Below are 20,651 nucleotides of genomic sequence, written 5' to 3'. Positions count from 1 at the left end.
GCTGTAGGTCGGTATCTTGATCATAGGAGAGTCGAAAGTGTCTGTGAAAGGTAGGATTAAACTCTCGGATTTTCCTAACGGTCTTTTAGGTGGTTTAGATTTGAAAAATCATAAGGTGTACTTTGAAGATCACCAGTTTAGGTTTGCGTTATGCTTTGGTGTCGCGTTGTATTTATTATGGTTTTTCGGTTTTTTGGCCAATATTCAAAGTGATATCCATAGCCATAGTCAAAGCTATGTGCTCAGTCATCTGTTGGTACTGATTATCTTATCGCCAGTGATTGAGGAGTATGTGTTTAGAGGTATGCTTCAAGGGCGATTATTGGCACTTCGTTGGGGGATGCAATATCTATGTAGTCAAAGAGCCTACAAAATTAGCTATGCCAATCTGATAACATCGTTGATCTTTGTCGCGTTTCATTTTATTAATCAATCGCCATTGTGGGCATTAAGTGTGTTCATACCCTCATTAATATTGGGTCATTTTCGCGAGCGCTATGGCAGTATTTCTCCTGCTATCGTTCTACATGTTTTTTATAATGCTTTGTTTTTTATATTTCCTCTATTTGAAGCGAGGTTAAGTTAACAGCCATAAAAAACGCCCAAAGCGAATGACTTTGAGCGTTTATGTTCGTGAATAACCTCATCCTAGCGGATGATAGTGATTACTCTTCGATTGCTTTTTGAATCGCTGGGCTGATTTGACGTTTACGTGACGTTACGCCATCAAGAGTCAGCATGTCTTGGTTAAAGTCAGAGTTGAAAGCGACTTTTAGTACTTCTTTCTCTGCGTTGTCTACCCACAATAGGTTGGCACGTTTGTGCTGAGTATCAGTGATAGAGAAGAATAGGTAATCTAAACCTTGAGTTTCTTTATACTCTTTCATTGCTTTATGCAGCTCATCTTTACGTTCGATTAGCTGATCTGCTGTTAGAGTTTCAGCCACACCGATACCGACTTTCTTACCACCAAATTCAAAGTTTTTGTAATCCATAGTTAGGATGTTAGACGCTGAAAGATGGCTAAGATCAGATTTGGCAATCAGCATTTGTTGGCCAAAATCATTGATGTCATTAACACCGGCTACTTTTGCAAGCTTGTTAGCAAGCTCTTTGTCGTAGTCTGTTGTTGTTGAAGATTGGAAAACAACCGTATCAGACAAAATTGCGCCAAGACCGACACAAGCAACAGACTTAGGCAGTTCAACGTTTAGTGTTTGCGCATTTGCTGCCAAAATAGTGGCCGTCGATCCCCAACCGCGAATGTCCATAGACACTAACTGAGGTGCATTAACTGGCGCGCCGCCAATAGCGTGGTGATCAATGATAGCCACAAGAGATTCAGGTTTCACTGTTGGAGCAAGTTGAGTTCTTTGGTTAAAGTCAACTAGCGCAACTTGGTAGTTTGAGTAGTCTTTAACTACTTCAGGAGCTTTCTCGTTACAGTAGTTAAGAACGAATGTCGTTTCTGGATTAATCTCTTCTGCAGCCGTTGCCTTACCGCCATAGATATGAGCTGCCACAATTGCAGATGCAACTGAATCTGTATCTGGGCTCATGTGTCCAACCCAAACTAGGTTATCTGTTTTGTTATTTGCTGGTTGGTATAAATCAAGTGCAGCGTGAGCTGAAGACATACCTGCAGCAGCAGAAATAATCGCGAGTTTTAGCAGTGTCGGTTTCATAAGATTCTTTTGAGTAAGTTAAATTCTGATGCTGAGATTAAAGAACTGTTGTTGCAGAAAAAAGTCAGAAATATTGTGAAACTATTACAATGAATTATTGTGTAATCAAAGGCTTAGGATGGTAAGTATTCTTAGGTAGTTTTCTTTTTGGCTCTTCTTTATGAGGGTGCTGTATATAAAAACAGTATTTAATGGTTTTCTTTAAATCTCTCATTATTGCTGAGAAAAACGCAATTATATTAATATCAACATGGGAAAATAGTTACAATATTTCAATGGTTTACATATGGTTTCGAGATATTGTAGATAAGTGAGGTTAGGAATGGGCTAGCAGTCAAAAAGTGAGTTAGACCATGGTATGAATGTTCAAGTTTACGGAGAACAAATCGATTATGGATATTAATCAAATTGCGACTTTCTTAGGTTGGTGTACCACCATAAATATAGGCATGTTGATATTTGCCACGACGTTTTTATTCCTGTTTAAAGACTTCACTATGAGTGTTCACAGCAAAATTACAGGTGTCAGAAGATCCCATCTACCTACATTGTATTTCTCCTACTTGGCTAATTACAAAGTAGGAATACTGCTGCTAAATTTGACGCCCTATATCGTATTAAAATTGATGTTTTAGTCTCGCCTGCTACGCACTAATATCTAGCATGTAAATTTTTCCTAACCAATGACTCATTGGCTTTAGTTATGCGCGTAGTTTATATCACTTATCAATACTAATGATTTCATTTGTCCACTAAAAGTCATCTATACTCTTTTCATAGGAGCAGGCAAACGCCGCTATCAACTTCAATTTATTGAGAATATTATGAAAAAATTAGTACTCGCAACAGTTATCGCATTCAGTGTTTCATCTGGCGTATCAATTGCAGCAGATATGGAAACTCAACATTTTATTCCCGTGACAAAAGCTAACTTTGCTCATGCAGAGACGGCTCGTATGTATCGAAATTGGATGAATGGCGGCGCAAATAAACAGTTTGCGATTTTGGAAAATCTGCCACCGCGCGGCAATAAAGCACCAACGGTACAGATGAATGACGATACCTTATACGGTGTTGCGATTTTAAAAGCAGTTGACGGTAAAGTGACTTTCCAGATTCCTGACACTGATAACTATTTATCTGTGCAAGTCATTACAGAAAACGGTCATGGCGAGCATTTAATTGTTGAAGATGGCGTGCATACGGTCAACGTGACAGACACAGAAACGGCGTTTCTAATTTATCGCTCAGGGCTAGAAAATGGCATTGAGCAATCAAGAGAGGCACTGCACGCGGTTGATGTTTCGTTCTTTAACTTTGCAACAGATTACGTACTGCCTAAATATAACTTCGATGAAGTGGACCAAGAGGTCTGGAAGCGTAAGCGCATTGTAGATGATATCGTCGAAGAGACAGGTAAGTTTACTTACACATTCCCGCGCACGCCAAGTGAAGTGACAGATCTACAGCAGTGGAACTTAGAAAATGCAGCAGGTTGGGGCGGCGCTTCACCGGTGGCGAATGAAGGCAACAAGTATGTGAACTCTCCATTCATTAATGCGGATAAATGTGTCACCACAACGTTTGAAGATCCTAAAAATACCTTCTTTACTTCAGTTACCGCGTACGACTCAGAGAAATACCTGATTGAAGGTGCGGTGGCGGTAAACTCATACACATGGGATAAAAATAAAGATGGCACGGTAACCATCTCATTTAATTGTGGCGCTGATGCCATCAATAATATTGACACGTCAGCTTATGATGGTGACTTTACGATTACGACACGACATTATGGCGCAACTCAGCAAGTGATTGATTCTGAATATGATTTAATCATTAAAGAGTTAAAAGAACAAAATTAATCTTATTGTTACGATGAGCGAACCCATAGTACTAGGGCAGTCTAAGTTGAGTTATTAATTTGACTTGGCTTGGACTGCTTGATTAAGCAAAGGGATAATATTAGTGAAAACGAGTGCCTTAATAGCAATCTTAGCTTTAGCAATGAACAGCACATTAGCAAATGCTAAAGCAGATGACGTTGATATGTCAGATCCCACAGCGGTGTACTCAAGTGTTGGTATTTATTTGAGCTCCAACTACACCGAAGATAACGATCCTTTAGTGGATGCTTCTGTTGGATTTGGTTGGGGAAATAATCTTCTCTCCATCGAAACAAAAAGTGGTATGGATGCGATAAATGGTCGATACGCCAAAATGGGTCTGTACAAAGGGCTGGGTTTATATGTCGATGCTACCTACCAATTTGAAGACAACGATGAGTCAGCATACGCGCTCAATGTTGGTGGTATATATGCACTAAAAATTAATGAGACTCTTCAATTTTATCCTATTGCAACAGTGGGTTACGGGGATGCACTATCTGAAAATGATCGTATAGACAGACACAGTATGTTGTATACCGTTGGTACTTATTCACGAGTGCAATTGGGGAAGGGCTGGTCGCTAGGAGTTGATCCTTTCTACACCTATGCCGACGGCAATCATATCTCGACCTCAATTGTGTCTTTAGATACCTTCGTCTCCTATCAAGTGAAAACCCACCAATTTAGAGTTGGCGCGGAACATTCTTGGGCATCAGACATAAGAGATGACACTGACGGCAGCATCTATGCAAAATACAAATTTGCATTTTAGAGTGAGCAAAATCAATTAGGTTGGCATTTAGGCTAAAAAAGGATGCTGCTAAGGCTAGGCTTTATTGCAATTGGGAAAGTCTCTTTCTTATGATGATCATAAAGATCCACAATAAAAAATCCATGTGTACCGAATACTCATGGATTTTGACACCAATAAAGGTTCGGTCAACGGATCTTCTTCATCTTAACTGATCGGCATTATCCCCCTTAGTCAGGGGGATAAAACATCTAACAAGCTGTAATCGTATGGCTCCTGCTTACCAGTATTATTGCCATAACAACATCGCAATTAAGGTTAACGCACCAATACAAGCTATATTGAGGATAATTCCGACTCGCATCATTTCTTGCTGTTTTATATGACCAGAGCCAAACACAATGGCGTTTGGTGGAGTCGCAACAGGGAGCATAAAGGCGCAAGATGCGGCGACGGCAATAAGGACTGATAAAACTACTGGTGACATACCAAATACTTCGGCAACAGTAGCAAAAATAGGAATTAACAATGCTGCACTAGCGGTGTTACTTGCAAATTCTGTAAGGAAAACAACGAATAAAGCAACAGAGGCAATAATGAAGATTAAGCCAAAGTCTGCGACTAAGTTGCTTAGAGAATTAGCTAAAAAGACACTGGTACCGGTTGCTTTTAATACATTACTAAGGCAGATCCCACCGCCAAACAAGATCAAAACACCCCAATCAGCGGTTTTTTCAATATCTTTCCAATGAACGACACGAGCGAAGCTCACCAGTACAATCGCGACTAAGGCAATAATAGTGTCAAATCTTGATATACCACCAAGCATTGCATTTATAGGTTTACTAAAAATCCAAAAAAACACAGTTAGTGCAAAGATGGATAAGGTGACGATTTTGCCTTTGTCCCAAGCTATCGGTTCTCGATTCAGCTCAAAAGTGCCCTTTAAGTTGGGCTTAAGAGCTAAATATAATGTTGCGATGGCGATGGGTAATAAAATTATTGCAGCTGGTACACCAAAGCTCATCCACTCAGTAAAAGTAAGCCCTACCTCTGCAGCCGCAATTGCGTTTGGAGGAGAACCAACAACGGTTGCGATGCCACCAATACTGGCACTGTAAGCAACACCCAATAAAACAAAGACATAGGTCTTTCGTTCTTTGTCGGCATCGACTTTACTTAATATGCCTAGAACCATAGGCAGCATCATCGCAGCGGTTGCAGTATTGCTAATCCACATTGATAAGCCAGCTGTGACACCAAAAAGCATGAAAACCGCAGTACGCATTTTTCCTTTAGCAAAAATAAGCACTTTATCAGCAATGACTTTATCTAGGCCTTGAACATGCATAGCTGCAGCCAATGCGAAGCCACCAAGAAATAGGTAAATGATTGGGTTAGAAAAATTACCTAACGCGGTTTGTGTATCGAAAATATCGAATATGACCGCAAGAATAGGAATAAGTATTGCCGTAACAGTGACATGTAAAGCTTCAGTTAACCAAAGTATTGCTACAAAGCTTAAGATGCAGAGACCTAAGACAACGTGATGTTCAAAAGGGAGGGTGTTGTATAGAGCAAAAAATAGAACAATATCGGCTAAAATAATAAGACTATTTTTGTTCAACAGCCATTCTCTTGTATTGCGGGGTAGTGGAATATTGTCATTTCGATTCATATAGTTCCTCACAAACGATGTTTAAGTTGCTCTATGAATGAGTATTTTTTAAGAGATCCATTACTGTAGAGCGACTGCTTTATGGTTAATTAATGATCACATGTTTCAATCATGTTTTATATGAGCATATTGTAAACTTGTTAACCATGTCGTATGTAAGGTTAATTTGTTGTTATTAAAGTGAGGGTTGCCCTATCAATCAAATGATCTGACTATTATCAATAAATGAGATGGGATGGAAAAAGCAAAACATAACACATTAGCAATTGGTGGCGGTTATCGTTCGTTTCAAGTCTACATTTGGCGCTTGAGCAGAGTAAAATTTGAGAGCTTAAAAAGAGAATAGTGAATGTTGAACATCAGCATTTAGCCGAAATTTAGGTACAAAAAAGGCTCAAAATAAAATGAGCCTTTTTTACGTTGTTACTTGTTGGCTATGTTTAATTACTTTTTACGACAAAATTCGCAACGTAACCACATAGATTGTCCATCTACTTTACCTGAGAACAACTCAACGTCATCTTGCGCAAGGCTGATGTTTCTTACCATTGTGCCTATTTTAACGACCATTGAAGACCCCTTAACAGGTAGGTCTTTGATGATAGTGACCGTGTCACCTTTTGCTAGTGGTGCACCGTGGCAATCAACGTGTTTTTTACCGTCGTTTTCCATGCCAGTCTCAGCCCAAAGCTTAGTTTCTTCTTCCATGTACATCATATCTAGAAGGTCTTGAGCCCAAGCTTCAGTACGTGCTAGGCGAGTAAGTTGACGCCATGCTAGTACTTGTACTGGTGCTTCTTGGCTCCACATGCTGTCGTTTAGGCAGCGCCAGTGGTTCACATCCATTTGATCCGCATCTTCAACTTGAGTACGGCAGGTATCACACAAAAGAGCACCGTGATCGACGGTTGCTTGAGAGTGAGGTGCTACAGCAAAAGGTTGTAGATCGTTCGTTGCGCCGCAAAGTTCGCATTTATCGCCGCTACGTTGGCGCAATGTTGATTCAATAGACATGTATTAACCTTGTTTATCTCGTGTAATTGGCGACATTATCCATATTTCGGCCCTCTAATGAAAGTAGAACCCGAACAATGTCACTGTAAGCTGTGTTTGCAAGGCGTTAATTACGCTTGTAAATGGACTCAGCTCAGGATATTGGTGTTAACTCGCACTGCCACAATTAGGCTTTTGTCCGGTATATATCGGTAAACTGGCCGCTTTTGCGGTTAAGTCCTTGATTCGAGTATCGTGAGAGGGATGGGTTGATAGCAGCTCTGGCGTTTGATTGCCTCCAGAGGCTTTTGCCATGTTTTTCCACAACTCGACACTTTGATAAGGGTCAAACCCAGCTTTTGCCATTAATTCTAGTCCAACAATATCCGCTTCACTTTCCTGAGTACGGCCATAGGGTAACAAAACACCATATTGAACACCCACGCCCATTAGCGCCATGATTTCGTTGCGATAGTCTTGGCTTTCTAAAGCAATGTTACTAATTTGCAATCCAGTATTGGCAAGTTGTGCATGGGACATACGCTCATTACTGTGATCGGCAAGTACATGAGCAATTTCATGACCAATGACGGTTGCTAACTGATCTTGATTTATAGCGACCTTCAACAACCCCGTATAAACGCCAATTTTACCTCCAGGTAAAGCAAATGCATTTACTTGCGGGCTATCAAATACCACAATTTCCCACTGGCTGAAGCTCCCTTGGATCGGTACATAATCTAAGATGGCTGTGGTAACACACTGTACATACGCATTGGTTTTATTATCTTTGCTGATATTCAGCTCAGTTTTCATCTCCTCAAATGACTGGCTTCCGAGGCTGGACATTTGAGTATCAGAAAATAGTACCACTTGATTTCTACCCGTTGGAGAGGTGGCACAAGCGGTAAGTATGATGGTCGATATGGCTGAAAGTAATGCTGCTTTACATCGCATACAATGATAGTCCTTATTTATCTTTGCGAGATGATTGCTTCTCAATAGCTTCAAGTGTGGTTCAAACGAAGAAATTTGCACGTAAGATTGAAAAAACTAGACATAAAAGAGTTAAAAAAGAATAAGATACTAGAACTAAAAGGCATTAATGGAGCGAGAGTGATGAGTATTTGGAAACGTGAACTGTGTCTAGAGTCGTTAAATGAGTCATCTAAAAATACGCTTATAGAGCACTTAGGCATTATTTACACTCAAGTATCAGAAAACTCTCTGTCGGCCACCATGCCAGTCGCGCCCATAACCCACCAACCTTTAGGCATGTTACATGGCGGAGCATCGGTGGTGTTGGCTGAGTCTCTAGGTTCACTTGCTGCCAATTTTTGTTGTGATCTTGATAGCTACTGTGTGGGATTGGAGATTAATGCCAATCATATAAAAGCAGTACGTTCTGGTGTTGTGACGGGCGTTGCCACTCCAGTACATTTAGGGCGCAGTACACAGCTATGGTCCATTGAAATAAAAGATCAAAGCGGCGCATTGGTGTGCATTGCTCGACATACGGTTATGGTTAGACAAGGCGGAAAAAAGAAGGGTAATTCATGACTTTAGATTTTGAATTAGGAAAAATTGTTGTTACTCCTCATGAGCTAATGATTCGTTTTGAAGGAGCGCAGCGCCTAACACTAGAAGCTCAAACGGATGCGATTTCGCTGATGGGCCAAGTGCTGGTGGTCACCGATTCACAAAGTCGTTTTTCTCTTAAACTAGAAGCGGAAACGATTAAAGAAATTTCACAAGTTACTGGCATTCCAATCACGTAAAATCACTTGAGTTCATGCTAAAATGAGGAAATGTTATTTTCTTTTTGAAACTGGAATTTCCTCTTTATGAGTAGCCCTCGCCTTAGAACTCAGTTTGAAACCTTATTTGAACACTTTAATGGTCAAGATAGCGATACCCAAATAGAAGATATTACCGACATTTTGTTCTGTACTCGTCGTAATGCTCGTATCGTGCTAAATAAACTGACTGAAGAAGGTTGGATAGAGTGGCGACCATCGGCAGGGCGAGGCAAACAGTCTCAGCTTATTTTCAAACAGAACCGACAAGATGTTGGCGAAGGACTGGCAAAACGCTACCTTGAAGAGGGACGTATTGGGCAAGCACTACAAGTACTTAATCAAGATGCTAACCGCTTAACTCAGGTGATTCAAGATTACCTTGGCGTGCAAAATCGTCAGGGGCAACAGGTATTAAGGCTCCCTTATTATCGTCCTTTGGCCACACTTAATCCCAGTAAACCTCATCGACGCTCTGAACAAAACATCATCCAACAAGTCTTTAGTGGCCTAACCCAATTAGATGAAGATGATCAATTAATTCAAGATCTTGCTCATTCTTGGGAAAATATAGACGGCAGCCATTGGCGGTTTTACCTAAGAGCTAAGGTGCGTTTTCATAACGGCGCATTATTGGAAACAGAGCAGGTCGTTTCTCATTTACAAACACTGTCTAAATTGCCTATGTTTGCGCATATCGAGCAAGTTTCCACACCTTCTCCATTAGTCATTGATATAGAACTGAGCCGTCCTGATTTTTATCTCGATGTATTACTTGCTGAAACAGTGGCTAAAATAATACCGCCCAACAGTGGTGATATTGAAGATTTTGATCGCTTGCCATCAGGAACGGGCCCTTATCGTGTTGCCGTTAATGATGATAAGAGGTTGATTTTAGAAGCGTTTGATAGCTATTTTGGCTTTCGTCCGCTGGTGGACAGAGTAGAGGTGTGGGTGATTGATGAAATACATTCCAGTATTGTTTATCCAAGTTTGTCACAGCCCAATATTCCCAAACAAAGAACCGATGATGAAGTTGCGCTTGATCCAGGTTGTACCTACATCGCGGTTAATCAGCGTAGCGGGCTAGGACAAGACCCAAAGTGGCAACATTATTTCGCTTCTAAATTGTCGACATTTAACTTGTTTGAGCAGTTAAGTCAGGAGTCGATAGTCGAGCTTGGTCTATTACCGGCACATGGTATAAGGCCGGGTTGGTATCACAGTCAGCCTGCGCCAAAACACGCACCACCAGCTAATAAAACAGTGAGCATTGCTTATCATAGCGAGCATCCCGTATTTCCGACCTTAGCCAAGGCTATCGCAAGCCTGTTAAAGCAAGATGGTTTGTCGGTGCAGTTTATTCGTTACGAGCATGTGCCTGATGATATTGAAGCGATAGATTTGTGGATCAAGCCCATGGGACTTGGCAATCACAGAGAAGACACGTTACGTGGCTGGATTCTTGGTTACAGTGACATTGAACCTTTAAGTAGCACATCCCAATTTGAGCACGTACATGGCTTAATTAAACAGTGGCAACAACTGCCAAATGAAGCGTTTCCTGCGCGAGAAATTGGTCGATATTTAGTGCAAAACCATCTCATTATCCCCATGTTCCATTGCTGGCTTGGGGTGAGTAAAGATCAGTGTGGCGCGCTGCAAAATGCAAAATGCAATGCGCTTGGCTGGTTTGATTTTTCTAAGGTGTGGGTGATGCCTGAACATCCTAAACGGCAGTAAGTGCCTGTTAATCTACTAATTAATAGATGAGTTACTTAAGCTATTGTTACTGAAATTATTGCTAGTGAATCATTATTAATATACTTTCATAATAGTTGCAGCTCATAATGCGATTCATCAACTGAAGTCTAGCTTATGTATGTCAGGTCGCGGCTGTGTCGCGCTTAATTAATAAGGATACGAATGAAGGTATTTTCAAATAAACTTGCGACAGTGATATTAACTGCGGGTATTTTTACTTGTAGCACTAGCTTTGCTATGCCGGTTAATCCACCGCCAACACCTGAAACCTTTATTAATCAAACACGTTGTGGCGGATACGCGGCATTCTTAACAAAAGACGCCAATCTTGCCCAATATCAAAGCCATATGTACAAGTATATTCAGCGAGCAAAGACAACGGCATTAGCGCTTAATGAGGGGATGAGTGAGGCTGAAGCCGTGCTTACCGCCACATCAGAAGTCAGCCGTCAATTAGGTTGGGAGCAAGCAAACGCATTTTATGCGGGTGATGCACAACAGCACACCGCGCACTTGATTGAGCAATATACCGCCGAGTGTATTTAACTTACTGTGATTGGTATAACTACCACTCTATCTATTATTGTTTAATAAAACCTGTTGATGTGCTTAGGATGAACAGCTTAAACATAAGCCTTTTTGGTCATTACTTGGCGGTAATGACCAATGCTCATCGCAGTGATGAGTGATAAAGGGATTAGCCAATACCTCCATCCATTTCTCAATTACTGCAAAGTCTCCCTTTTCTACTAATTCGATAGCTTCTTGCGCAAGATGCGTTCTTAGAATGTATTTAGGATTGACCGATTGCATTGCCTTTTGGCGTAATTGATCATCGTTATAATCCATTTCTAAGCGAGTTTTATATCGCAATAGCCAATGCTTAAATGTTGGCTTATCAAGCTGATTGGTTAGTGGTGCAGACCAAAGCGTGCACTCAGTTTCGGAAAGAAGTCGCAGAGTATGATGAAAATCGAGCTCTAATTTCTCCATTAACGATAATGCTTCGCTAATGAGTTCAGGATCGCCGGGTTGATCGCTTTGCAAACCAAAGCGTGCTTTCATTAGTTGGCGGTATTCTGATTGTAATAGGGTTGGGTAATCGGCAAGTGATTGCTCTAATTGATCTTTATCTATTAAGTTTGACAAGGCGTAACCAAGAGCGGAAAGATTCCACTGCGCAATACCGGGCTGCTTATCAAAAGCGTAGCGACCACTGTAATCACTATGATTACAAATGTATTTGGGATTATAGCTATCGAGAAAGGCAAAAGGCCCATAATCAAAAGTCAGCCCAAGTATCGACATATTATCAGTATTCATCACCCCATGGCAGAAGCCATAAGCGTGCCATTTGGCAATCATAGTGGCGGTTAAACTGACTACTTGCTGAAAAAACTGAGGGTACTTATCTTGAGTATCCTCAATTGATGGCATGTGCCATTGGATAACATAGTCGGCGAGTTCTTTTAGTTGTTGATGTTGCCCGCTATAAAATAGGTATTCAAAATGACCAAATCGAATATGACTAGGGGCGACGCGCAATAAGGTTGCCGCAAATTCGACCTGTTCTCTTTGAACTTTAGTGCCAGAGCCTAATATGGCGAGAGCTTGAGTGGTCGCAATACCAAGTCCTTGCATAGCCGCGCTGATGAGATATTCACGCACGCTTGAACGTATGACGGCTCGCCCATCGCCTTGGCGAGAGTAGGGCGTAAGTCCGCTGCCTTTTAGATGAAAATCCCACTTCTGATTGTTTGAGTCAATGATTTCGGTGAGCAATAAGCCTCGTCCGTCCCCAAGATCAGGATTATATTGACCAAATTGATGACCAGTATATTTCATGGCGGTAGGTTGCCATTGCTCTAGGATACTTTGCCCAGATAATAGCGCGGTTAAATCATCATTATTGCTGCTCGCCATATCAATACCTAACTGACTGGCCAGCGAATGATTGACATGAATAAGGTAGGGGAACTGCAGCGCGCTAGGATAGAGGGTTGTACCAAACGTTGAGCCTAGATCGGCATAGGTGTGGCAATAGTTAAGTTGATCTAGGGCTTTCATTATATATCCTATAGATGACTCGTTTACATGTGTGACAGCGTCACTAGTTGCTGAGTGTAAGGGTGTTTAGGCGTTTCAAAGACTTGTTTGGTTTGACCATATTCAATCACTTCGCCAGCTTTGAGCACCATCGTATCGTGACACAAAGATCGCACCACATTAAGATCGTGACTAATGAATAGATAGGTTAGACCATATTTCAGCTGAAGGTCTTTAAGTAACTGTAATACTTGTGCTTGTACTGTGCGATCCAGTGAAGAGGTTGGCTCATCTAATAAAATAAATTCGGGTTTGAGAATTAATGCGCGGGCAATGGCAATGCGCTGTCTTTGTCCACCGGAGAACTCATTAGGATAGCGATAGCGTGTCTCGCAATCTAATCCTACTTCTTGCATCACCCGACAAATCTCTTGATCAATTTGCTGATCGTTTAAGTACTCTTCCTCTAAGGTCTGTTGATTTAAATGCGGATGAACTCGCAACCCTTCCCCAATAATTTGCGCAACTGACATTCTCGGATTAAGCGCAGAGAAAGGGTCTTGGAACACCACCTGCATTCGCCTTCTTAATGGCAGCATTTGCTTTCTGTCTAATGCCGAGAGTTCCTGCTCATCAAATACAATTCCACCTTCGCTGTTGATTAAGCGCAGGATGGCCATACCGGTGGTGGATTTTCCAGAGCCACTTTCGCCCACTAATCCAAGAGTGTGTCCCTTTTTAAGGGTGAAGTTAACGCCAGTTACCGCCTTGGTATGATCGATCACGCGCTTAAATACGCCACCGGTAATTGGAAACCACACTTTCAGATCGCTGGCGACGACAAGGGGGGATTGCGTTGCGTTTACGCTGACAGGCGATCCTGATGGATCCGCTTCAATTAACATTTTGCTGTAAGGGTGTTTCGGCGCTTTAAATAGCGTGTCGCAATCTGCGGTTTCGACAAGTTTGCCTTCTTTCATTACGCACACACGACTTGCAATGCGTTTAACAATACTTAGATCGTGAGTAATAAACAGCATTGCCATTCCTAACTCTTGTTGAAGCTCTTTAAGAAGATCAAGGATTTGAGCTTGTACTGAAACATCAAGAGCGGTGGTTGGTTCATCGGCAATAAGCAATTCTGGCTCATTGATCAACGCAAGAGCAATCATTACTCGCTGGCGCTCTCCGCCACTTAATTGATGAGGGTAGGCATTAATTTTTTGCTCAGGATGACGAATACCGACTTTTTTAAGCCAAGTGAGAGCAAGAGACTTAGCTTGATTAGCGCGTAATCCGCGGTGTATTTCAACGGTTTCAACCAGTTGCCGGCCGACTTTATGCAAAGGATTTAAGGAGACCATGGGCTCTTGAAAAATCATACCAATACGTCCACCTCGTACGCCGCGCATACGTCTCTCAGATAAGGAGAGTAACTCTTCACCATCAAAGTGTATGCTGCCAGTTTGATAGACAGCACTGGCTTTAGGGAGTAGGCGTAAAATTGCATTGGCTGTGACTGATTTACCTGAGCCACTTTCACCGACTAAGGCTAATGTTTCGCCTTTATTTAAAGTGAGGCTAACATTGTAAGTTACTGTTCTTGGGTCATTTTTACCACCAAAGGCGACGGAAAGATTGTCAATGTTAAGTAGTGGCTGACTCATGTGGCTTCCTGCTGTTGGTCTAAAACGGTGAATAGTATAAGTGGTCAAAGTGAATTATTGGTTAATATTCAGACTCGAAATAATGTAAGCAAATGTATACTCAGTAACCAATAGTTGCGAATTAGCTCTCAGTTTTTCAAATAAACTGTGGCTCTATCAAATAAATTAATATATTGTTAATTGTAGTATTTAAATACAAAATTAAATTTTAAAACCCTGTCTTATGACCCCCCATAAATTGACTCAGGAGGCTAAAATGCCAAAAGAAATCTACAAATCAGCTTATAGCCTTGCCAAAGAAGCGGAGCTGCACCTACAACTGGCACAAAAATGCCTACGTTCTTTGGATGCCATTGTGCTTGATACGCTAAGCCAAGCTACAGCTAAGGTTGAATCAATTTCTGTGCAAAACTCGACAAGCCTAACGGCGATGACCGATCTTGCCAACGAACTTAAACAAACCATTGAACGTCTTAAGTTGACTGAGCAAACAAGTTAATACGGTTTTAACTCATCGAATATTGTATTTTAAGAGGCGCTTTATGCGCCTCTTTTGCGTTTAGTCTCTAATATTCTGGTAAGGCTTAAGCCTGTGAATGTGGGTCAAAGGCATCTCGCACCGCTTCACCAATAAACACCAATAAACTCAACATCACCGATAACACCACAAATGCAGAAAAACCCAGCCAAGGTGCTTGTAAATTCGCTTTGCCTTGAGCCAGTAGTTCACCTAAAGAGGGAGAACCGCTAGGTAAGCCAAAACCTAAGAAATCAAGCGACGTTAACGTGGTCACCGAACCCGATAAAATAAACGGTATCATGGTTAAGGTTGCCACCATCGCATTAGGCAACATATGACGACTGATAATGCGTTTATCACTGACACCTAAAGCGTGCGCAGCTTTTACATAATCAAAGTTTCGACAGCGTAAAAACTCAGCCCGCACTACACCGACTAAACTCATCCAGCTAAATAGCACCATAATGCCTAGTAACCACCAAAAATTAGGTTCGACAAAGCTTGATAAAATGATCAGTAAGAATAAGGTTGGCATGCCAGACCACACCTCGATGAAACGCTGACCGATAAGATCCAGTTTGCCACCATAATAGCCTTGGGTTGCGCCAACAATGACTCCGATAACGCTACTTACGATGGTAAGAATAAAGCCAAATAAAACCGATATTCTAAAACCATAAATGACGCGAGCGAGCACATCTCGACCTCGATCATCTGTGCCTAACCAGTTGACGGCGTCAGGTGGTGAGGGAGCAGGTTGGGATAAATCATAGTTTATTGTGTCATAGCTAAATGGAATGATCGGCCAAATGATATAGCCTTTTTCATTAATCAGATCTTTCACATAAGGGTCGGTATAGTCGGCCTCTGCTGCAAATTCGCCACCAAATTCAATCTCTGAATAATGCTTGGCGATAGGGAAATACCAGCCATCATCAAAGCTGATAAATAGAGGCTTATCATTGGCTACAAGTTCTGCCACTAAGCTGACGGCAAATAAAATAGTGAACAGCCATAATGACCAGTATCCACGGCGATTAGCTTTAAATTGCTGTATACGTAATGCGACTAACGGATTCATTTATCGAGCCTCAAAATCAATGCGTGGGTCGACCCATGAGTAGGTAAGATCGGAAATAATACTCAGCAATAAGCCCAGTAAGGTCATGATATAAAGGGAGCTAAATACCACAGGATAGTCTCGCTGAATGGTTGATTCAAAACCAAGCAGTCCAATGCCCTCTAGAGAAAACATCACTTCTATCAGCATGGAACCGGTGAAAAATATGCTGATAAAGGCGCTAGGAAACCCCGCAATAATAATCAGCATCGCATTGCGAAAAACGTGCTTATAAAGAATGCTTTTTTCGTCCAGTCCTTTGGCCCTTGCTGTCACCACGTACTGCTTGTTGATTTCATCAAGAAAAGAGTTTTTGGTTAGCATGGTTAAAGTGGCAAATCCGCCAATCACCATGGCCAATGTAGGAAGCGCTAAATGCCAGAAATAATCGATGACTTTTTGATACCAATTAAGGGAGTCAAAATCTGACGAAACTAGACCACGAAGCGGGAACCAGTCCAAATAATTACCACTGGCAAACACAATAATTAAAATGATCGCAAATAAGAAACCAGGAATAGCGTAGCCGACAATCACTAATGCGCTACTCCAGATATCAAAACGAGAACCGTGATGAATGGCTTTAATGATCCCTAAAGGAATTGAGATCAAATAGATGATCAAGGTGCTCCATAGACCAAGGGAGATTGAAACGGGCAGTCGCTCCACAATGAGATCGATAACATCGCCACCTTTAAACAGGCTTTCACCAAAATCAAAGGTAAGGTAGTTTCTGAGCATTTCAAAATAGCGCACATGGATTGGTTTATCGAAGCCAAACTGCTGCTTAATGGCTTCGATAACTTCTGGATCCATCCCACGAGATCCGCGATAGCCTGTTGTTTGAGCATCATTGCTTGCCGCGCTTAATTTAACCTCTTGACCGCCACCGGTAAAGCGCTCCATCACACCTGAGTCTAAGCCTTCCATTTGTGCAATGGCTTGCTCGACAGGGCCGCCGGGCGCAATTTGAATCACAAAAAAATTAATCGTGATGATCGCCCATAGGGTTGGGATAACAAGCAGTAGGCGTCTTATGATATAAGCTGACATGACACTCTTTGTTTAAATTTATTAACTTGAGATTAAATAAAAGGGGGCAAGCCCCCTTATTAAAGAACGATGTTAGCGACGTTTAGTCGGCAGCTTCTGCGCTTTGTCGCTGTCTATCCACCAAGTATCAAGACCAAGATCGTATTCTGGACGAACATCAGGGCGCGAGAACTTGTCCCAACTGGCGACTCGAAAGGTATCTGAGTGCCAGGCTGGAATGGCATAAAAATTCCAAGTAAGAACGCGATCAAGAGCAGGCCCTAATGCTTTGAGCTTTTCGGGATCAAGTTGATGTGTATCAATTTCATCGGTTAAATAATCGATGGCTTTATCACGCACCCCTGCCTGATTATAAGTACTATCGACAAAGTGGCTGTGCCAAGCAATTTTTAGGTTGGCGCTAGGGTAGGCATTCGCAGAATAAGACGAGAAAATCATATCGTAATCACGCTCGTGCCAACGCTTTAAGTATTGTGTGGTATCAACGGTGCGAATTTTCATGGTGATCCCCAGATTACTGAGGTTTTTCTTGAGCGGATCGGCGATACGTTCTGTCGTGGGACTATAAGCCATTAATTCAAATTCAAACGCCTTGCCGGTTTTGCTGTTGGTGAGCACGCCATTTTTTGTTTCCCATCCCGCTTCTTTTAGTAACTTGATGGCCGTGCGCATTTGCGTTCGTATACGGCCAGAGCCATCACTTTTAGGAGGGGCATACGCATTATCAAATACTCGTGGCGGAATTTGCGCTTTAATCGGCTCTAATATTGCCAGTTCTGCTTTGCTTGGTTTACCGGTTGCTTGATATTCGGTGTTTTGAAAATAACTGCTAGTGCGAGCGTATTGTTGGTAGAACATATTTTTGTTCATCCACTCAAAATCCAACGCATAGGTAAGGGCTTCACGAACCTTAGGATCTTTGAAAATATCGCGCTCGGTGTTATAGATAAAACCTTGCATGCTTTGCGGCAATTGATGGGGGATTTCTTCTTTAAGGATATAACCTTTGTCAAAGTTACTGCCGGTATAAGAGGTAGCCCAAAACTTAGCCGTGCCTTCCTGTCTTAAATCGTATTCACCTGCTTTGAATGCTTCAAGCATCACGGTGTCATCACGATAATAGTCATATTGGATCGTATCAAAGTTATTACGCCCTACGTTGACCGGAAGGGTGTCTGCCCAATAATCTTTTACTCGTGAATAGGTGATGCTCTGTCCAGACTTGAAGGATTCTACTTTATATGGACCACTGCCAACCGGAGGCTGTGATAACGGCTGACTTAAATCTTTGTCTTTCCAAAAGTGTTCCGGTAATACAATGAGGCCTTGAGTGAGGGAAAACAGCACATCGTGATCGACTTCATTCATTTCGATACGCACGGTTTTATCATTGAGCGCCTTAACGGATTTCACTTTTTTATAATAGGTTTTGTACTGAGGCACCCCTTGGTCGAGAAACTTTTGAAAGCTAAACTCGACATCATGAGCGGTGATGGGTACACCATCATGGAATTTGGCATTTGGGTTGATGTCCACTTCCATCCAAGAATAGTCATCTTGGTAGCGGACCTTTTGTGCGATTAAAGGGTAGGAGGTATTGATTTCGTCATTAGGGGAAAACATTAATGTGTCGTAAATCTCGCCGGTCATTGCGCCGGGCTTACCCCTTGAACCATAACGGTTAAAACTGTCGTAAGTACCAATCGCGCCATAAGTAACGTGGCCGCCTTTAGGTGCATTAGGATTAACATAATTGAGGTGCTGAAAATCAGATGGGTATTTAACGTCACCAAAACCGGACAAATAGGTGGATTCTATTACCTGCGCGTGAAGCCAAGGTGAACAAAATATAGCCCCTGCAATTAGCGTCCTTTTTAGCATGTCGCTCTCCATTTCCTTATAGATACGTGCGCGGTTGTGAATACGGGATACGCAACGTGTTGATATTCATCATCCTACTATCTTAGCCAAAACAGCGCTAACTATTTCAATAATAGTGAGAAGTTTGAAATAAAGAGGGATTATTTATCTGAAGGCGAGCAATGTAATTAGAGGTCAGCACAGGCTTAGGATGATTTTAGGGGCATTTTGTTTGTCGGACTTTGGTTAATGCTAAATAGTGAATCAACACAGACGGCAGTCACTATTCAACATAATTGAAGCAGAGTGAGCACTCTGCTCACTGATTATTAAGCAAACTCTTTTTGCAGATAGGCGATAATGTCTTTAGATTCGTACATCCAAGTGTCTACACCTTGTTTATTGATTTTTAAACATGGCACTTTTACGCGGCCGCCACCCACACTCAATTCTTCACGAGCCACCGTATCATTTTTAGCATCCTTTAAAGCGATATTGACCGATTGACGCTTCATCTCACGACGCACTTTCACACAAAATGGGCATGCCTCAAATTGATAGAGCGTTAAGTTATCCGCGATTTGGTTGGCAGCTTGTTGCGCTTCTGGCGAGCGTTTGATGCCGCGTGGAGTGAAGATGAAGTTAAGCAGCAAGATAATCTTTCCTAGAACAATCCTGATAAATTTCATGACGACCTTAGTTGTTTTTGATTTTGAGAATAAGTATCAATGCTGTATCAAAAACTTAACATAGTCAATGAAGTTGTAGGGATTGGTTATCACTCTTTTCTGTCTACTTGTGAATTGAGGCAATATTGTATCTCAATTTTTTGTGCAATCATTTGACTTACTTTTGCTCATTTATATAGGGTAGCAAACGACTTCAATATGAATAATTTTTTGTACTTTTAGCACTTTGAGTATGTATATACGAAAAGAAGCACTTGTCACTAATATAATTTAAGGTTTTCCATGTCAGTATGTAGTGGCATAGTGAATTTGGCCACCTGATTAGAGGTGTTAAGATGCACCTCGTACACAACAGGTGGAACTATGACAAAACGTACAAGAAGAACTTTCAGCCCAGAATTCAAACTTGAAGCAGCACAGCTAGTTGTTGACCAAGGGTACTCAGTTGATGAGGCAGCCAAGGCCATGAATATTAGCAAGTCAGCCATGGACAAGTGGGTAAGGCAGCTCAAGCAAGAGCGGAAAGGCATTACGCCCAAAGCCTCACCGTTAACGCCAGAACAAATTGAAATCCGTGAGCTAAAAAAACGGATCGCAGAGCTTGAAGAGCACAACGAAATCATAAAAAAGGCTACAGCTCTGTTGATGTCGGACTCACTGAAAAATTCTCGATAATCGAGCGACTCAAACAGAGCTACAGCATTACTACGCTATGTCACGTCTTCGACATTCATCGAAGGAGTTACAAGTATTGGAAGCGACGACCAAAAGCTATCCCTACATTAGAGGTTCAAACTCGATCGCTTGTGCAAGAAGCTTATAGTGCCAGCAATGGCTCTGCTGGAGCTCGAACAATTGCGGGCATAGTAACTAATGCTGGCGTTAATTTGAGTCGCTATCGCGCAACTAAGATTATGAAAAAGCTAGGGTTAGTTAGTCGGCAGCTACCGAATCATAAATATAAGAAACAGCCACTCGAGCATGTGGAGATCCCGAATCACCTTGACCGACAGTTTGCCGTTACGTCTCCAAATCAGGTGTGGGTTGGAGATGTGACCTACGTCTGGACAGGGAATCGCTGGGCTTATCTAGCCGTTGTGCTGGACTTGTTTGCTCGTAAACCAATTGGTTGGGCTATGT

Annotated in this window: 19 protein-coding genes and 1 pseudogene; 10 read left to right on the top strand and 10 right to left on the bottom strand. The window is 41.8% G+C overall.

The genetic code is table 11. The features are described 5' to 3' along the window. The first annotated feature begins 43 nt into the window (after positions 1-43). Complete coding sequence (gene mrtJ, locus A9260_RS12660; RefSeq protein WP_197485235.1) at positions 44-586, top strand: JDVT-CTERM system glutamic-type intramembrane protease MrtJ; 543 nt, start codon at positions 44-46, stop codon at positions 584-586. 79 nt (positions 587-665) lie between these two features. On the opposite strand, the gene A9260_RS12655 is transcribed toward mrtJ, so the two are convergent. Next, positions 666-1,685: a manganese-dependent inorganic pyrophosphatase gene (locus A9260_RS12655; RefSeq protein WP_068699499.1), complete on the bottom strand. Its 1,020-nt coding sequence runs from the start codon at positions 1,683-1,685 to the stop codon at positions 666-668. A gap of 362 nt (positions 1,686-2,047) precedes the next feature. Here A9260_RS12655 and A9260_RS17280 point away from each other — a divergent pair, with 362 nt between their 5' ends. From A9260_RS17280 to A9260_RS12640, 3 genes are all read left to right on the top strand, one after another. Beyond that, positions 2,048-2,320, top strand: coding sequence for a DUF6868 family protein (locus A9260_RS17280; RefSeq protein ID WP_331711138.1), 273 nt, complete (start codon positions 2,048-2,050; stop codon positions 2,318-2,320). A 189-nt stretch (positions 2,321-2,509) separates the two neighbouring features. Beyond that, positions 2,510-3,550 (top strand): DUF1254 domain-containing protein, encoded by a 1,041-nt coding sequence (locus A9260_RS12645; RefSeq protein WP_068699497.1) that lies wholly within the window; start codon positions 2,510-2,512, stop codon positions 3,548-3,550. Between the two features lie 142 nt (positions 3,551-3,692). After that, on the top strand, positions 3,693-4,346 hold the full coding sequence (locus tag A9260_RS12640; protein WP_068699737.1) for a hypothetical protein: 654 nt from the start codon (positions 3,693-3,695) through the stop codon (positions 4,344-4,346). Between the two features lie 268 nt (positions 4,347-4,614). Here A9260_RS12640 and A9260_RS12635 read toward each other — a convergent pair whose 3' ends face one another. From A9260_RS12635 to A9260_RS12625, 3 genes are all read right to left on the bottom strand, one after another. After that, the gene (locus tag A9260_RS12635) at positions 4,615-6,003 is read right to left on the bottom strand and encodes an SLC13 family permease (RefSeq protein ID WP_068699495.1); all 1,389 of its coding nucleotides are present in this window, start codon (positions 6,001-6,003) and stop codon (positions 4,615-4,617) included. Positions 6,004-6,447: 444 nt separating this feature from the next. Next, positions 6,448-7,017, bottom strand: coding sequence for a PhnA domain-containing protein (locus A9260_RS12630; protein WP_068699494.1), 570 nt, complete (start codon positions 7,015-7,017; stop codon positions 6,448-6,450). Positions 7,018-7,164: 147 nt separating this feature from the next. Then, entirely contained in the window at positions 7,165-7,953 is a 789-nt protein-coding gene (locus tag A9260_RS12625) for a M48 family metallopeptidase (protein ID WP_068699491.1), read from the bottom strand. Between the two features lie 162 nt (positions 7,954-8,115). On the opposite strand from A9260_RS12625, the gene A9260_RS12620 reads away from it, so the two are divergent. From A9260_RS12620 to A9260_RS12605, 4 genes are all read left to right on the top strand, one after another. Further along, positions 8,116-8,556 (top strand): hotdog fold thioesterase, encoded by a 441-nt coding sequence (locus A9260_RS12620; protein WP_068699489.1) that lies wholly within the window; start codon positions 8,116-8,118, stop codon positions 8,554-8,556. After that, positions 8,553-8,774: a DUF3389 family protein gene (locus A9260_RS12615; protein ID WP_068699487.1), complete on the top strand. Its 222-nt coding sequence runs from the start codon at positions 8,553-8,555 to the stop codon at positions 8,772-8,774. The genes A9260_RS12620 and A9260_RS12615 overlap by 4 nt, the downstream gene beginning before the upstream one ends. Before the next feature lie 66 nt (positions 8,775-8,840). Next, on the top strand, positions 8,841-10,535 hold the full coding sequence (locus A9260_RS12610) for an SgrR family transcriptional regulator (RefSeq protein ID WP_068699485.1): 1,695 nt from the start codon (positions 8,841-8,843) through the stop codon (positions 10,533-10,535). A gap of 183 nt (positions 10,536-10,718) precedes the next feature. Next, positions 10,719-11,102, top strand: a complete 384-nt coding sequence (locus A9260_RS12605; protein ID WP_068699483.1) for a hypothetical protein — start codon at positions 10,719-10,721, stop codon at positions 11,100-11,102. Positions 11,103-11,165: 63 nt separating this feature from the next. Here A9260_RS12605 and A9260_RS12600 read toward each other — a convergent pair whose 3' ends face one another. Continuing rightward, a complete protein-coding gene (locus A9260_RS12600) occupies positions 11,166-12,623 on the bottom strand; it encodes a protein adenylyltransferase SelO (RefSeq protein ID WP_068699482.1) in 1,458 nt (485 codons plus the stop codon). 23 nt (positions 12,624-12,646) lie between these two features. Next, positions 12,647-14,317, bottom strand: a complete 1,671-nt coding sequence (locus A9260_RS12595) for an ABC transporter ATP-binding protein (protein WP_373604482.1) — start codon at positions 14,315-14,317, stop codon at positions 12,647-12,649. 208 nt (positions 14,318-14,525) lie between these two features. On the opposite strand from A9260_RS12595, the gene A9260_RS12590 reads away from it, so the two are divergent. Next, positions 14,526-14,768, top strand: a complete 243-nt coding sequence (locus A9260_RS12590) for a hypothetical protein (protein ID WP_068699479.1) — start codon at positions 14,526-14,528, stop codon at positions 14,766-14,768. A gap of 85 nt (positions 14,769-14,853) precedes the next feature. Here A9260_RS12590 and A9260_RS12585 read toward each other — a convergent pair whose 3' ends face one another. The 4 genes from A9260_RS12585 to A9260_RS12570 form a co-directional block, all read right to left on the bottom strand. After that, positions 14,854-15,870 carry an ABC transporter permease gene (locus tag A9260_RS12585; RefSeq protein ID WP_068699477.1) on the bottom strand — a complete coding sequence of 339 codons (1,017 nt, stop codon included), beginning with the start codon at positions 15,868-15,870 and terminating at the stop codon, positions 14,854-14,856. Beyond that, positions 15,871-16,962: a microcin C ABC transporter permease YejB gene (locus A9260_RS12580; RefSeq protein ID WP_068699476.1), complete on the bottom strand. Its 1,092-nt coding sequence runs from the start codon at positions 16,960-16,962 to the stop codon at positions 15,871-15,873. It abuts the gene before it with no gap. Positions 16,963-17,034: 72 nt separating this feature from the next. Then, on the bottom strand, positions 17,035-18,843 hold the full coding sequence (locus A9260_RS12575; RefSeq protein ID WP_068699474.1) for an extracellular solute-binding protein: 1,809 nt from the start codon (positions 18,841-18,843) through the stop codon (positions 17,035-17,037). Between the two features lie 308 nt (positions 18,844-19,151). Continuing rightward, positions 19,152-19,511, bottom strand: a complete 360-nt coding sequence (locus A9260_RS12570; RefSeq protein WP_068699472.1) for a glutaredoxin family protein — start codon at positions 19,509-19,511, stop codon at positions 19,152-19,154. A gap of 363 nt (positions 19,512-19,874) precedes the next feature. On the opposite strand from A9260_RS12570, the pseudogene A9260_RS16830 reads away from it, so the two are divergent. Then, positions 19,875-20,651: pseudogene (locus A9260_RS16830) on the top strand (IS3 family transposase); the annotation flags it as partial.

The organism is Vibrio sp. UCD-FRSSP16_30, assembly GCF_001676025.1.
GTDB lineage: Bacteria > Pseudomonadota > Gammaproteobacteria > Enterobacterales > Vibrionaceae > Vibrio.
The sequence above is the reverse complement of the archived record's forward strand: the minus strand, read 5'-3'. Positions and strand labels throughout refer to the sequence as shown.